Origin of the sequence: Clostridium sp. D46t1_190503_E9 (assembly GCF_015555225.1) — a bacterium.
In the GTDB taxonomy this organism is placed as follows: Bacteria; Bacillota; Clostridia; order Clostridiales; family Clostridiaceae; genus Clostridium.
Genome location: NZ_JADNKB010000012.1, coordinates 1 through 16,257, shown reverse-complemented (window position 1 = coordinate 16,257; position 16,257 = coordinate 1). Strand labels below are relative to the sequence as shown.

Annotated in this window: 12 protein-coding genes; 10 read left to right on the top strand and 2 right to left on the bottom strand. The window is 27.0% G+C overall.

Annotated elements, in window-relative coordinates; genetic code table 11:
- Positions 1-41 precede the first annotated feature (41 nt).
- Positions 42-1,769: an NAD(P)/FAD-dependent oxidoreductase gene (locus I2E83_RS13745; RefSeq protein ID WP_195430473.1), complete on the top strand. Its 1,728-nt coding sequence runs from the start codon at positions 42-44 to the stop codon at positions 1,767-1,769.
- A 257-nt stretch (positions 1,770-2,026) separates the two neighbouring features.
- On the opposite strand, the gene I2E83_RS13740 is transcribed toward I2E83_RS13745, so the two are convergent.
- Complete coding sequence (locus I2E83_RS13740) at positions 2,027-2,791, bottom strand: hypothetical protein (RefSeq protein WP_195263542.1); 765 nt, start codon at positions 2,789-2,791, stop codon at positions 2,027-2,029.
- 295 nt (positions 2,792-3,086) lie between these two features.
- On the opposite strand from I2E83_RS13740, the gene I2E83_RS13735 reads away from it, so the two are divergent.
- From I2E83_RS13735 to I2E83_RS13710, 6 genes are all read left to right on the top strand, one after another.
- The gene (locus tag I2E83_RS13735) at positions 3,087-4,886 is read left to right on the top strand and encodes a hypothetical protein (RefSeq protein WP_195430470.1); all 1,800 of its coding nucleotides are present in this window, start codon (positions 3,087-3,089) and stop codon (positions 4,884-4,886) included.
- A gap of 98 nt (positions 4,887-4,984) precedes the next feature.
- Positions 4,985-5,254 carry a DUF3343 domain-containing protein gene (locus I2E83_RS13730; protein ID WP_195263544.1) on the top strand — a complete coding sequence of 90 codons (270 nt, stop codon included), beginning with the start codon at positions 4,985-4,987 and terminating at the stop codon, positions 5,252-5,254.
- A gap of 62 nt (positions 5,255-5,316) precedes the next feature.
- Complete coding sequence (locus I2E83_RS13725) at positions 5,317-6,819, top strand: YncE family protein (protein ID WP_347708068.1); 1,503 nt, start codon at positions 5,317-5,319, stop codon at positions 6,817-6,819.
- Positions 6,812-8,383: a hypothetical protein gene (locus I2E83_RS13720; RefSeq protein WP_195430467.1), complete on the top strand. Its 1,572-nt coding sequence runs from the start codon at positions 6,812-6,814 to the stop codon at positions 8,381-8,383. Before I2E83_RS13725 ends, I2E83_RS13720 begins: the two co-directional genes overlap by 8 nt.
- A gap of 84 nt (positions 8,384-8,467) precedes the next feature.
- The gene (locus I2E83_RS13715) at positions 8,468-10,147 is read left to right on the top strand and encodes a 2-oxoacid:acceptor oxidoreductase subunit alpha (RefSeq protein WP_195430465.1); all 1,680 of its coding nucleotides are present in this window, start codon (positions 8,468-8,470) and stop codon (positions 10,145-10,147) included.
- A complete protein-coding gene (locus tag I2E83_RS13710) occupies positions 10,147-11,016 on the top strand; it encodes a 2-oxoacid:ferredoxin oxidoreductase subunit beta (protein ID WP_195430463.1) in 870 nt (289 codons plus the stop codon). Before I2E83_RS13715 ends, I2E83_RS13710 begins: the two co-directional genes overlap by 1 nt.
- Before the next feature lie 74 nt (positions 11,017-11,090).
- Here I2E83_RS13710 and mnmH read toward each other — a convergent pair whose 3' ends face one another.
- Complete coding sequence (mnmH, locus tag I2E83_RS13705; protein ID WP_195430462.1) at positions 11,091-12,197, bottom strand: tRNA 2-selenouridine(34) synthase MnmH; 1,107 nt, start codon at positions 12,195-12,197, stop codon at positions 11,091-11,093.
- A 257-nt stretch (positions 12,198-12,454) separates the two neighbouring features.
- Here mnmH and I2E83_RS13700 point away from each other — a divergent pair, with 257 nt between their 5' ends.
- The 3 genes from I2E83_RS13700 to pepT all read left to right on the top strand — a co-directional run bounded on the left by I2E83_RS13700 (position 12,455) and on the right by pepT (position 16,127).
- Positions 12,455-12,775 carry a rhodanese-like domain-containing protein gene (locus I2E83_RS13700; RefSeq protein WP_195430461.1) on the top strand — a complete coding sequence of 107 codons (321 nt, stop codon included), beginning with the start codon at positions 12,455-12,457 and terminating at the stop codon, positions 12,773-12,775.
- Positions 12,776-12,946: 171 nt separating this feature from the next.
- Positions 12,947-14,644 (top strand): FAD-dependent oxidoreductase, encoded by a 1,698-nt coding sequence (locus I2E83_RS13695; protein ID WP_195430460.1) that lies wholly within the window; start codon positions 12,947-12,949, stop codon positions 14,642-14,644.
- Positions 14,645-14,894: 250 nt separating this feature from the next.
- Complete coding sequence (gene pepT / locus I2E83_RS13690; protein WP_279325329.1) at positions 14,895-16,127, top strand: peptidase T; 1,233 nt, start codon at positions 14,895-14,897, stop codon at positions 16,125-16,127.
- Positions 16,128-16,257 lie beyond the last annotated feature (130 nt).

Below are 16,257 nucleotides of genomic sequence, written 5' to 3'. Positions count from 1 at the left end.
TATATGATTATATATGTAATAAACATTAGGATGTGAAAGTTATGGAATCTTGCAATAACTCAATGTATATTAATCAAGTAGACAATCCTAGCGATGATGAAAGATATAATATGCTTGAATATATACTAAAGAATCAAAAAAGAGTAAATGATATAGATAATATAGTCGAATTAATGAGCCCACCTACAGATATAACTAATATATGCCCAAGTGGTTATGCAAAAGGCATAAAAGTAGCAATAATTGGTGCAGGAGAAGCAGGTTTATCAGCTGCATTTGAATTAAGGAAGATAGGATGTGATATTACATTATTTGAAGCGAGCCAGAGAATAGGAGGGAAAGTTTACACTTATTATTTTGATAGAAAAAATAGAAAATATGGTGAACTTGGAGAATTTAGCATACCAATATCACATTATACAACATGGCATTATATTAATCTTTTCAATCTTGAGACTAAACCTTTTGTAAATAATAATAATAATTCTTTATTTTATATTAGAGGAGAAAAGGCATTAAATGATCAAAAGGGAAAACAAGTATCAAAAAATATATATCCAAAGTTTGAGTTATCAAATAGTGATAAAAAGAAGTTAAAAGAACAAGTAGATAAAGAATTTTATAAAGAGTATTTAGAATCTCTTACCCCTGAAGAGAGAAGAGAATTACTAGAAATTAAAGATAAATATTCAGAAAAAATAGTGAAAATAGATAAATTAAGTTATAGAAAAGCATATGAAAATGCTGGATTTAGTGAAGAAGCAATATCAATGCTAGGATATCTTGATGTAAGTAAACAATTTTTTCAACTTGGTCTTATGGAAATGTTACAAAGATATTATACAGCAGATTCAGAATTTAATTATTATATTAAAGATGGAATGATAAATTTACCTCTTTCCTTATATGAAGCTCTGTTCGATGAAAATGAGAAAATATACAAGAATATTGATAAAGATAAATTAGGAAAAGTAAAAGTGAAAATGAGAACACCAGTTGAAGGAATATATGGTTTAGAAATAGAAGATAGAATTGTTCTTAAGTATGTAGAAAGAGAAATGAATAGGGAAGTTTTAGAAAGTTTTGATTATGTAATATGCACAGCACCTTTTCAAAGTTTAAGACGTATGGATATAGAGCCGAGTTTTAGTTCTAAAAAAATACGTGCAATAAATGAAATGAATTATGAAACATCAGAAAAAATATATTTTTATCTCAAGGAAAGGTTTTGGGAGATGGGAGGTAAATCAAAAGGAATAGTAGGAGGAAGAACATTTACTGATATTCCACTAGTTTCTATTTATTATCCATCAGATCATTCAGAATCTGTAAGTGATAAGATTGGCAGCTATATACTAAAACCAGGTACAAGTCCTAAGGAACCTGGGGTATTACTTGTAAGCTATAGTTGGGGTAAAGAATCAATGTTGCTTGGAAGTGAAAACACAGAACTACAAATTAGTGACGCTATAAGATATATAGAAAAAATTCATGATCTACCATTACATTATATTGATGATAATTTAATTGACTATAAGTCATTGATATGGTCTGATGTTCAATATATATGGGGATCAGGGGCATTATCAAAACCTGAAGATAAAATATTATATTCTTATGGAGCAAAAATGCCAGAAATGAATAATAGAGTATTTTTTGCAGGAGAGCATATATCTCAAAAACATGGAACTCAACAAGGTTCTCTTCAAAGTGGTATGATTGCAGCCAATGAAGTTGCTGAAAAAATATTGTTAAATGATAAAGTATAGTTTTTTTAATTAATTTTGATATTTATCATAAAAATAATGACCTACATCTTTGAGTGAAGGTCATTATTTTTATAATAAATAATTTACTTTATTTCTATTTATTAAGTACTTTTATTAAAGTATATAAATATTGTAAAAGGTGATGATAGATAAAACTAAATAGATATATAAAGATATTTAAGCTGTCATCACCATTTATAACTACTAAATTTAGTAGACATACTAAACACTTTTAGTTATATTGAAGAGAACAATTTTTATTCATCAACATCATCATCGTCATCATCATAGCAGTCAGGGAATAGTGGTTCTAAATTTTGATCTGGATAGAACTTAGGAATAGGAGCTTTATCGAATATTTCGCATGGATCTTCATCTGGTTCATCCTCACAAATAACTTTAGGAACAGGACAATAATCATATGCAGGAATTAGTAGTTGTACAAGAAGTTCACATTTTACTACAATATAGTAACCTAAAGTGATATCTAAAACTTCATCCCCGTTTTTATCTTTAAGTATTTCGCCGTGTAGTGCTTCTGCAACCATTTCAAGTCTTATAATGTTAGAGTCTTCTTCTAGGTCAGTACTAGCTGAAATTTGAGCGATTGAATCAGGACAATAGAACTTTCCAATTACATCAGTTCTATTAATCTCATAAAATTCACTCTTAGTTTTACCATCACAATCAAGATAATCAGCATAGAAAGAAATCATGTATTTAAGCACTACTTTTTTAAATCCACGTTTACCTTTAAGTGGTATTTTTTCTACTGAAAGAAGTGTTACATTGAAGTCTCTACTAGAAATATATCTCTTAGGAGCAACTAGGGGATCACTTCTTAATTCACAATCAGTTGTATTTGTGTCTGGACCTCCACAATATACAAGACATTTTTTAATTAAACATTGATCAAACACCTTAGGTACTTCAATACAAACTAACTCCGCAGGATCAGGTAAACGTCCTTGCTTATTTACTAGACCTGGACGTGGTACGAATTTTTTGAAGTTAATGGACATATAATATCCTCCTTTTAAAATAATAAAAAACAAAAATTTATTTACTCACATTACATGATATGTAAGAAGATAAAAGAGGTGATATTAAAAAATATATATAAAATAAATTTTTTACTCCATAAAATTGCATAATAATTGCTTATTTTAAATATAATCTTATAGATAGTATAAGTAAGAGAGAAAATAAACGAATTAATTGGCTACATTTTATAACTATAATTATTAAACCTTATTATATACGAAGATAATAGAATAAATAGATTTGTATTAGAATTCTATAAAGGGGAGAGTGAATATGAGGGATATATATCCATGGATATATTTAGATTGTAAAGAGAACTTGTGGAAGTTTTCTTTAAACAATAATAAAGAGTTAAGCTATGGGATTATGTATAAGGAAGGAAAATGGACTAAGGAAATTTTAATTGATACAAAGGTTCTTGGATTTGCTATTTATATTGATGAAAATGAAGGAATACATTTGGTTTATAGCAATACTAAAGGCGAACTAAGATATTGTACAATGAAGAATAAACAATGGGTAGGAAAAACTATATATCAATTAGATAATAAAGATTTTGAAATAGAAAACTTGAAAGTTGAAATTATAGGATCTAATATGCATATCTTCTATTTATTGGTAGGTAATGATGGAAGTGATCATGGAGTATTAATGCATTGCGTATGGAGTGGACAAGAAACAACTATTAATAGATTAGCAGATATTATCTTAATTTCTAATCTAAAGGAATACTATTCTATAAATACAAACTATAAGGGCGATATTTATGTATTCTTCCTTTCAGATGAAGGAGATGAAATATCTTTAAATTATTGTACTTTTGAAAATAATAGATGGATACAATCAAAAAGGCTCTATGGAATTCAGGGAGAAGATATAGGATTTGAAGTTGTTATTGATAAGCATGATATTCATATATTAAATAAATCCAGAGAAGGTTTAATATATTCTTTAGATCATGTTTACATAGACTCTATTGGGAATGTGAAGGACTTTAAAATATATGAAATTAAAAGTAATTTATTAGAACCTTTATTATTTATTGAAAGTAATAAATTATGTTCTTGTTGGTTAGAAAATGATAAGATTTTTTATTCGATTTTCAATAAAGATAAATGGGAAGATCCTGTTTACTTTGATAGAGGGAATAATGATACATTGGGAAAATATAATGCTTTTATTTGTACTGATAATGATAGGTATATTAAAGAAAAAAAGGTTTATGGAACTGATAATTTAGATATGAAGATATATGATCCAAGTGAATTTTTAATTACTATGAAAGATTCATTAAGACACGATAGAAGTAAATATGAAGGAAATTCTTATTCTGAAAATGAACTAGTTGAAAGCTTAAAGTCGGAACTATCTAAAGAAAAAGTAGAAAATAATAACCTAGTGAATAGAATAGCGCATCTAAATTTGAGGTTGCAAAAAAATCAAAAGTTTATGGAGGAATATGAACAACAAATAGCTAGAACAATAGAGCAAAAAAGGAAGGCAGAAGAAAATTGTAATGTATTTTTGGAGCTACAAAAAAAGATTCAAAAGGATCTTGAAAATACAAATAGTCAGTTATTAGAGATGAGGGAATCAAAAGAAAAACTTGAGGAAAGTATGAAAGATTATGAAGATGAAATTATATCACTTAAAAATCAATTAGAATTAGCAAATGATAAGATTTATAAATTATCATTTGAGCTTAAGGAAATAAATAAAAAAAATCAAGAAGAAAAAGACGCTAGGTTAATAGTAGAAGATAATTTAAAGGGAATTCTAAAAGAAAATGCTTCAATCATGATAGAAATAACTTTAGTGAAGGAAGAAAATAAAAAAATAATCTCTGAATTAGTAGATAAAAATAAACAATTAATAGAAGAAAAGGAGTATAAGCTGCAAATAGAAAATCAATTAAAATACTTGGAAGAAGAAAATCTGTTAATAAAAGAAGAAGCTAGGGTAATAACTGAAGAAAATAATAGATTAAAAGTAGAATTAGATCTAGAGAGAAACCAATCGGTTATGGATAGGCTACTAAGAAGAAGAGCTAGTAGTAATCAAAATAATTTTTAAATATATGGCGCAAATTAGCGCTGAGTAACCTAGAGTATTTTAGAGCATACAATATAAGGAAAAATCGATGAAAATCTAGGAAGTTAAAGGAGAAAATTATGAGATTGGAAGACTATGATTATGTAATGGCATTTACATCTCATTATAGAGCTGTATATATGTATGATAGATTAACTCAAAAGAAAATAGAAGTAAAATTAGTTACGGCACCAAATAAGGTTAATATTAGCTGTACACAAGCATTAAAGTTTAAAGAAAAAGATAAAGAGGAAATAGAAAAAGAATTAGCAAAGAATAATATATATCCAACTGCAGTATTTAAGGTAATAAAAGAAGGAAAAAAAGAAACTTATGAGTTAATTGAATAAGGAGAAAATAACTTTATTTAACTAGAGAATTAAGTATTATTAAGCAATTAAAAGGGGGGGAAGTGGAATCCTTGGTTAATGTAAGTAAAAAGATTATCTATTATGTATCTAACTTAGGTGCTGATAAAGTATCTATAATTGATGGAAATAGTTATAGTGTTATAAAAGAAGTTGAAGTTGGTTCTAGGCCTCAAGATATTGTTGTAGATGAAAAAAATAATGTTTATATTGCAACAGATAGAAATAGTAAAGTTACACTTATTGACCATTTATATAATACTAATAAAACTTGGAGTATGCCTAATAATGGAAGTATAAAATTGGATTCCATTTCTCAAAAAATTTATGTTTGTAATACAGAAGAAATATGTATTTATAATATAAGTAGTGGAGAAATACTTGGAAGAATAACAGGATTTATTGCTGCAGATAGCATGGAACTTGATAAGAGTAGAAAAAAATTATTTGTACTTGATATTTTTCAAAATGAAATAAAAGTTTATGATACTACAGATTTTAAATTAATTAAAGAATACAAGGAAGTTGGAAATACTCCAAGCTATATTTTTATGGGAGAAAACGAACGATATTTATATATTTCAAATAAAGGATTAAATAGAGGTTCTTATAGTGGAAATATCTCTATATTAGATCTTGAAACTGGAAAAATTTCATATATAAATTTCCAAGAAGGATCAAGTATTATTGATTTAGATGGAAATGAAAATTTTTTATATGCAGCAAATAATGGATTACATAGAATTGAAGTTATAGATATAATAAATAAAAAATGTATAGCGAGTATTAGTACAACTTTGCCAGAATTACAGAGGATTAGGCTATCTCCTGATGAAAAACTACTTTTAGTAACTAGTAAAAATAGTGAAGGAAAAGGAGTACTTGATAGAATAGATATTTCTAAAAATGTTATTTTAGATACTTTCATTTTTGATGAAAAGAATATAGTTCCATATGATATAGGTATTGTTATAGAAAATAAAAAGATAGAAGAAAAAAATTATATTTCTATGAATTCAAATGATAAGTTGCAATATGAAAATGGAAGCACTATATTAGCAAGAAAAGTTTTATCAACTTACAAAGAAAAGATAAATTTTACCAAAGTATGTATGGAAGTATCATTGAAAGATGATGAAAGTCTAAGGATAGAAGATATTATTTTTGAAAATTGTAATGTTATAGAAGAAAGCAAAAGTAGAAAAATTTTAGAGAGTAAAGAGAAGTATTTAATACTAGAGTATGACTTTTATATTCCATACTATATAAAATGTAAAAATCAAAATGAAGAAAAATATATAATTGAAGGAAAGCTTAAAGGAAAACAAAAAGCCAGATTATATGTTTCAGATTATAAGGAAGGTAACGGAGTAGAATATGTAGTAAAATCATTAACTAAGCTAATAAGTTCTCCAATAAAAAAAGATAACCTTATTACGTTTGATGTTAGCTCTATAATTTCCACACATGCAATTATAGAGGATCTAGTAGTCATACCATTTTGTAATCGGTGTATGGAATTTAAGGGAGATATTAGTTATGAATGAAAAAAAATGTGATTGCTTTTTAGTAAGAAATAAAATGAACAGTTTACTAAGATTTTCATATAGCAATAGTCTTGGAATATATTATCAGACATTTAGAAATGGGAAATGGCAAGAAAAAGATATTATTTATAAAGAAAGTTTTGAAACTTTTTATGTTATAGAAGATTTTAATGGTAATGTAAATGTACTATGTCAGGATGTTTGTGGAGATGTTGTTTTATGTACATTAGATGATAGTAGGTGGAAGTATAAAACTCTACTTCATATGAAATATAATGAAATAATGCCCATAGAATTAAAAGCTTTTTTTATAGGGAAAAAGATACATCTTTTATATAATTTAATAAATGAAAATGATGAAACTCAAATGATAATACATCAACATAATAAGAGATTAAATGATCTAGCACCATCAGAGGTTCTTATTACCTTAGACTGTTACTCAAATCTATCTTATTATATTTCTCAAAGTTACAATTATTGTGTAGTTTTAATAAATACTATGTCATATGGTATATATAAACTGAGCTCAAGAGTATTTAATATATCTAAAGATCTTTGGGAAAAAGAAATGATTATATATATATCTAGATTACCTTATAAAGATTTTTCTTTTTGCATATTAGAAAATAGATGTCATTACCTTATTGTTACTGAAGAGAATAATCTTAATGTATTAATTTATCAATATAAAGATATATTAAGTGACAAACAAAAAGAGTTACAAAAAAATTTAATATTATTTGAAAATGAAAAAGTTGATTCATGTACAATACTAACTTTAGATAAAGTATTATGGGCATTATGGATAAGTGACAAAAAGTTATATGGATGTTTTTCTAAAAACAATGGACAAGACTTTAGTAATCCAGCAGTATACAAAATTTTTGAGGATATAATGCCTACGAAAGCTTATTATAAAGAGTTTATAGAAGAAAATAGATATATAGATAATGAAATATATATTATTAATTATAATAATGAAGTGAATTTATTTTTAGATGAACTTTTGATTGCTAAAGTGGATTTAGATATAGATAGCAACAAGCTAGATGTAGGCTTTGAAGATATACTTTATGGAAATATAGAAATAAGTTACAAAGATATAGATAGTAAAAGCAGAGGTTTAATTAGTTTAGATAAAGAAGTAAAAGATAATTATGAACATATTGAAGTTTCTAGTACAGAAAAATTACAAAATGAAATTAAATGTCAAAATGAAAAAATAATAAAGTTAGATAATAAAATAAAAATATTAAATAATACCATAGGTAAACAAAAGAATGAATTAGCAAGTCTAAGATATACCCTTAATAAAGAAAAGGAAAAAGCTTATAGAATTAATAAAGATAATAATATTTTAAAAGAAAAAAATGAGTTTTTAGAAAAGAAATTATTATTAAAAGATAAAGAAAAACTATCACTTGAAAAGAGATTAATAGAAAAGAATAAGGAAAATGAAAATCTAAAACAAGAAATAAATGAAAAAAACTCTAACAATAAAGATAAAACTAGGGAAGAAAAATTCTCAATAAAAAAATGGATTTTTGATAATAAAGGATAAAATATAGTAACAATATTTAAATTTAAAGAATAAAGTATGAAATTGAGAAAACTAATATATAAAAAATAAAAAGGAGGGAATTGAGTGGAATATAATATTTTAATTGGTGGAAGTGCTGGGCAAGGGCTTGATACATTAAGCGATTTTTTAGAAAAATCAATAAAGAAGTTTGGATTTTATGTTTTTTCAAATAAGGATTATATGTCAAGGGTTAGAGGCGGACACAACTTTATACAAATAAGATTTGGAGAAAATAAAATATTTTCACATAAGAATGAGGTAGATTTAATACTTGCTTTAGATGAAAATACAATTTTATATCATAAATATAAATTAAAAAATGATGGGATTATAATATCAGATAAGAGTATAAAAATTGAAGATGAAAAAGTTATAAAGTTGCCTCTGATAGAAACTGCTAAGGGATTAAGCTTATCAAAGGCATTTACATCAGTAGCAGCAGGAGTCATATTAAAGTATTTTTCAATAGGTTTAGAAAATATTGATAAATACTTTAGTAATAAGTTATCAGAAGATATAAGAAATAAAAATATAGAAGCAGTTAGATTAGGATATGATTTAATTGACTCAAAGTATAAAATGCAAGGAAATGATTTAAGTAATTATATATTAATAAATGGTAATAATGCTATTGCATTAGGGGCTATTGCAGGAGGATTAGATTTTTACTCTGCATATCCAATGACACCAGCAACTAGTATAATGACTTATTTATCTAAAAAACAACTAGAAACAGGAATAGTTGTTGATCAAGCAGAAGATGAAATAGCAGCTATAAATTTTGCAATTGGGGCTTCATATGCAGGAGCAAGAGCTATGACTGGAAGTTCTGGTGGTGGAGTTTCATTAATGGTAGAGGCTTTTGGCCTTTCAGGTATAACAGAAACACCAATAGTTATAATAGATTCACAAAGACCAGGGCCAGCAACTGGGCTTCCAACAAGAACAGAGCAAAGTGATTTAAGCTTTTTATTAACAGCATCTCAAGGTGAATTTCCAAGAATATTAATAAGTGTTAGAAATGCTGAAGATGCATTTTATAAAACTGTTAAAGCATTAAATTTAGCTGATAAATATCAAACTGTTGTAATCTTATTGACAGACCAATATTTAGCTGATGCAAATATAACAATTCCTAAATATGATTTAAATAATATTGAAATAGAAAGATATATTTCAAATGGAGAATACCTAAAAGAAGGTGAGGAATATAAGAGATATAAGGTAACTCAAAGTGGAATATCTCCTAGAATGATTCCAGGTAATTCTAAACATCAAGTAGTTTTAGTAGATAGTGATGAGCATACCGAAGAAGCACATATAACAGAATCAGCAGAAGTTAGAAATTTGCAAATGGAAAAAAGAATGAAAAAGCTAGAACTTATTAAAAAAGATATTGAAGAACCAGAATTTATGGGTAAGGAAGATTTAGAAATTTTATTATTAGGTTTTGGATCAACTTATGGAGCATTAAAAGATGCAGTTGATGAATTAAATAGCCAAGGTAAAAGGGTTGGGGCTTTGAGTTTTGGAGACATATATCCATTACCACAAGAAAGATTAAAAAAATATTCAAAACAAGCTAAAGAAATTATAAATGTTGAGCAAAACTTTACAGGACAATTAGGTAAGTTAGTAACTCAAGAAACTGGAATATTAATGACCAATAGTATCTTGAGATATGATGGAAGACAAATATGTGGAAGTGATATAGTAATGAAACTAAGAGAGGAGGAGCTTTAATGTTAGATTTAAATTTGTATAAGAGTAATGACGAGATTGCTTGGTGCCCAGGTTGTGGAAATTTTGGTATATTAGCAGCATTAAAAGAAACTTTGGCAGAACTTGAATTAAAACCAGAAGATATAGTTATAGTATCAGGAATTGGACAAGCCGCTAAAACTCCTCACTATTTAAAAGTAAATGGATTTAATGGACTTCATGGTAGAGCTTTACCACCAGCACAAGCTATAAAAATGGTTAATAAGAATCTTAAAGTAATTATAAATAGTGGTGATGGAGATTCATATGGTGAAGGAGGTAATCATTTTATTCATAATATAAGAAGAAATGTAGATATGGTCCACCTTGTTCACGATAATCAAATTTATGGATTAACAAAAGGACAAGGTTCTCCTACAACTGCAAAAGGTCAGGTTACTTCTATGCAATTTGAAGGTGTATATTTAGAGCCAATAAATCCTTTAGCTGTAGCTATCAGTGCTGGAGCAACCTTTGTAGCTAGAAGCTTTTCAGGTGATAAAGAGCATTTGAAATCGATGATAAAAGCAGCAATGAATCATAATGGATATGCATTAGTAGATATAATGCAGCCATGTGTTGTATTTAATAAAGTAAATACATTTAAATGGTATAAGGATAGAATATATAAGTTAGATGATAACTATGATAAAAGTAATAAAATAGAAGCGCTTAAAAAGGCTGAGGAATTTGGTGACGAAGGAATTCCAATAGGTATAATATACAAAGATGATACTAAAGAAAGTTACCATGAAGTGCATCCAGTATTAAAGAGTGGAGTAAATTTAATAGATAGAAAATGGGCTGTTAAAGATACTGAAAAGTTTATAGATGAGTTTTTATATAATTAAAAGATATGAGTAGTAAATTAATTTTTTAAAATAGTAAGTAAATTTAAGTTTTACTTACTATTTTTTTATGTAAATTATTTTAAGGTTTGCAAAAATTCTGTAACTTCTTTGGAGTTACCTCTAAAAATAATTTTATCTTTCATTTTTTCTAAAGAGTATTTATAAAGAGGATCATAGTATTCTTTAAGGAATACTTCTATCCAACCTTTATGTGAATCAATATTATTAGTAGATAATTGATTTTTATAGGCTAAATTAAGTTCGTTTAGAACTTCTTTAAATCTATCTCCACCAAGCCTTTTCTTTAATCTATCCATGCTTGAGTATATGTAATTGAACCATTCGCTTAATCCCAACTCATTACCGAATTTGTTGATATATTCTATTTGAGAGTCTATAACATATTCTTTTAATGTATTTTCTACACGTTCTTCTAGTGATGCCTCCAAAAATACTACACTTCCGCTATGAAAGTAGTTAAAAAAGTCCTGAGGAATAAAATTCTTTCCGATGTTTTTTCCTTCGTCCTCAAAAATTATGTGCTTAAATTCATGTTCTGTGCATTTAATTAAAGAATATGCTAAATTATTTTCAAAGTTAATTTGTGTAGGTTGAGGATCTGCATGGGAACCAAAAGAGGATCCCCTATGATTAGCTATTCCTTCTAAGTCTATTGAATTTTCTATTGTTTTTAAAACTATAGTCTTTCCAGAACCTGTGAAGCCTGTTAAAACAATAGGTTTATATTTTTGATTTTCTTTAGATAACGAATCTATAAGATAATTACGAAATGCCTTATACCCACCATCTAATCTATAAATTTCTCTGCCTAAAGCATCTGTAATCCATTCTTGAGCAATCCTTGAGCGTGAGCCACCCCTAAAGCAATATAACATAGTAGATGGATTAGATTTTATAAATTCAATCCAAGAATTTAATCTATCTTCTTTGATTTTACCTGATACTAATTTATATCCAAGTTTTGTAGCTTCTTCATTTCCATTTTCTTTATAACAAATTCCTATAATATGTCTTTCTTCATTATTTAAAATTGGTGAATTAAAAGAATTTAAAAATGCTCCTTTTTCATATTCAATAGGTGCTCGTACATCTATAAGTGGTATGTCTTCTAATACTATTTTTTTAAAATCATTTATTAATGGATATTTCATATTAATCATAATTCTTCCTTTTATTTTTGATATTTATTAATTATTACTATTTTTGGTAGGCTTTATTCAATATTATAAAATTTTATGTATATAATTTGCAATAAAGATTTTGAATTTAATAAATTTTGTTTAAAGTGAGAAAAATAAATAATATGATTACAGTATATATTGAGTTATGTGACATAGTCACATAAAAATTGTTTTATATACTGTAGAATAGTCACATAATCAAAATAGTAAAATTTATTAATAGGAGTGAATGTAGAATGTTTGGTTTATTTAATAAAAATTCAGGAAAAGTTATAAATGTAAATGATATTGATAATTTAATTGGTAAAATAGATTTAATTGATATAAGAGAACCATACGAATATAGAACTGGAAGTATAAAAAGTGCAAAAAATATTCCAATGGGGGATCTTCTAAACGATCCAGAGAAATATTTAAATAAGGACAAAGAATATCATATAGTATGCCAATCAGGAGGAAGAAGTTCAACTGCATGTAATAAGCTAAGAAGCCTTGGATTTGATGTAGTTAATGTTGCTGGTGGAGTTGGATCATATGTTGGGAGCAAAAGAAAATAGCAAATGCTATTTTCTAATGGATAATGAATAATTAAGGAAAAAATTCAGCTATGCTGAATTATAAAAAGTATTAATTATAAAAACTAAAATCGATGAATTTTTACAAAAATTATCCATTATTAATTGTTAAGTATCAATTTGGCTGCGTAGCAGCCACTAGGAGGATTTTGTATGAAGAAGATATTAATAGTTGGTGGAGTAGCTGGAGGAGCTTCAGCTGCAGCAAGATTAAGAAGATTAAGTGAAGAAGATGAAATAATAATGTTTGAAAAAGGTCCTCATGTATCCTTTTCTAATTGTTCATTACCTTATCACTTAAGTGGAATTATTGATGAAGCAGATAAACTTGTATTAATGAGTCCAGAAAAGTTTAAAGCTCAATATAATATAGAAGCTAGAGTAAATAGTGAAGTAATATCAATAGATAGAAAAAATAAAGAACTTGAAATAAAAAATGCACAGACAGGAGAAATTTATAGAGAAAATTATGATAAATTAATTTTATCACCAGGAGCAAAACCGATAGTACCTAATATTCCAGGAATTGAAAATGTAAATATTTTTACTATTAGAAATGTTGTAGATATAGATAGATTAAATAAATTTGTTAAAGAGCTTAATACAAAGGAAGTAGCGGTAATTGGCGGTGGATATATAGGAGTGGAAGCTGCTGAAAACTTAAGAGAAGCAGGATATGAAGTTTCTTTAATAGAAGCTATGGATCAAATATTAAAGCCATTTGATTACGATATGGTTCAAATATTACATAAAGAAATTTATGATAATGGTATAAATTTAATTGTTGGAGATAAGGTTTCAAGCTTTGAAGAAGGTAAAGTAGTATTAGCTTCAGGTAAGAAGATTAATGCAAAGGCAGTAGTTATGGCAATTGGTGTTTCTCCAGAAGTATCATTAGCTAAAGAGGCAGGCTTAGAACTTGGTGAAACTGGAGCTATTAAGACTGATAGAAATTATAAAACTAATGATGATGATATTTATGCTGTAGGAGATGCAATTGAAGTATATAATGCATTAACACATTCTATGACAAAATTATCACTTGCAGGTCCAGCTCTAAAAGAAGCTAGATCAGTTGCAGATCATATAAATGGTAAAAGAGGAATAAATAACGGTTATATTGGATCATCTGCTATAAAGGTATTCGATTATAATGCTGCTGCAACAGGATTAAATGAGTCCTTAATTAAAGTTTTAAATCTGAATATAAAATATGATATTGTAAGACTTATAACTAATGATAAAGTTGGAATAATGCCTGATGCATCACCAGTTCATTTTAAACTTATATTTGAAGTTCCAACAGGTAAGGTGTTAGGAGCACAAGCAATAGGTAGAGGTGATGTTGCCAAAAGGGTTGATATAATAGCTACTATTATAAAACTTGGAGGAACTGTCGAAGACTTAAAAGACTTGGAACTATGTTATGCGCCACCATATAGTACAGCAAAGGATGTAGTTAACTATGCTGGATATGTAGCATCAAATTTATTAAATGGAGATTTTAAACAAGTTAATGTTGATAAGATAAGAGATTTAGTTGAAAGTGGAGCTTATATAATAGATGCTAGAGAAATTAGAGAATATGAAAATGGACATATAAAAGGGGCTAAGAATATTCCTCTTAGTCAGCTTAGAGAAAGAATAAATGAAATACCAAAGGATATACCAGTTTACATACATTGTAGGACTGGTCAAAGAAGTTATAATGCAGTATTAGCATTACAAAATTTAGGATATAGAAATGTCCATAATATAACTGGAAGTTTTCTAGGTGTATCATTTTATGAATATTTTAATGATAAAACAACAGAAAGAGAAAGTATAGTTACACAATATAATTTTAAATAATTCAAAAGACTTCAGGAAAATTTCTTGAAGTCTTTTTCTATTAGTAGGTTTTAGTAGATAAAGGGATAAATCACATAGTTATTTTGTGTATTTAATATAAACTTATACATATAAAATTTAAAAATTATAGAGTTTAAAGTTATATGTGTTAAAATATAGAGTATGAGATAAAATATGTAAAAATAATTTATATTAAATTAACTTTATATATAGTATATTTTATTTTAATAAGTAAAAAAACAATATAAGAATGGAGAGTGAAGTTATGAAAAGAGTAGAAGAAAGATTTTTAGAATATGTAAAAATAAATACAAAATCAGATGAAACAACTAGAGTAACTCCAAGTACGAAAGGACAATTAACTTTAGCAGAAAAACTATGTAATGAGTTAAAAGAAATAGGACTAAAAGATGCAAAGATAAGTGAAAATGGGTATGTTTATGCTACACTAGAAAAAAACTGTAATAAGGATTTACCAATTATAGGCTTTATAGCTCATATGGATACAGCTCCAGATTATAGTGGAGAAAATGTAAATCCTAAAATTGTAGAAAACTATGATGGCGAAGATATTAAGCTAAATGATTCAGTAATATTATCTCCTAAGTTTTCACCTGAATTAAAACAATATGTAGGAAAAACATTAATTACTACAGATGGAACTACACTTTTAGGTGCCGATGATAAAGCAGGACTTGCAGAAATTATGACTGCAATGGAGTACTTAGTAAATCACCCAGAAATTGAACATGGAACTATAAAAGTAGGCTTTACACCTGATGAGGAAATTGGAGAAGGTGCAGATCATTTTGATGTTGAAGAGTTTGGTGCAGATTTTGCATATACAATGGATGGTGGAAGAATTGGAGAACTTGAATATGAAAACTTTAATGCTGCAGGAGTAAAAGTTCAAATAAAAGGAGTTAATGTTCATCCAGGTTATGCTAAAAATAAGATGTTGAATTCAATAATGGTTGCTAATGAGTTTATAAATAGTCTTCCTTTAGATGAAGTTCCAGAAAAAACTGATAAATATGAAGGTTTTTCACATCTTGCAGATATAGAAGGAACTGTTGAAAATACATCATTAAATTATATTGTAAGAGATTTTTTTGCAGATTCTTTTGAAGCAAGAAAAGAAAAGTTTAAAGCTATAGAAAAAGAATTAAATGCTAAATATGGAGAAGGAACTGTAGTTGTAAGTATAAAGGATCAATATAAAAATATGAAAGAAAAAATTGAGCCTGTTATGCATATAGTAGAAAATGCAAAAGAAGCAATGATAGAAGCTAATGTTGTACCAAATGTTAGACCAATAAGAGGCGGTACTGATGGTGCAAGACTTTCATTTATGGGATTACCAACTCCAAATATATTTGCAGGTGGAGAAAATTTCCATGGAAAGTATGAGTATGTTCCAATAGAATCAATGGAAAAGGCAGTTGAGGTTATAATTAATATAATAAAAAGATACAGTAAATAATTAAGATTTATAAGTAAAATATTTTAATATAATTTATGAAAATATCCTAATAAAATTTTTATTAGGGTATAGTCTCATAAATATAATTATTATAAGATTTATTCAATTTCAAGTAAGATTTATTGTCTTA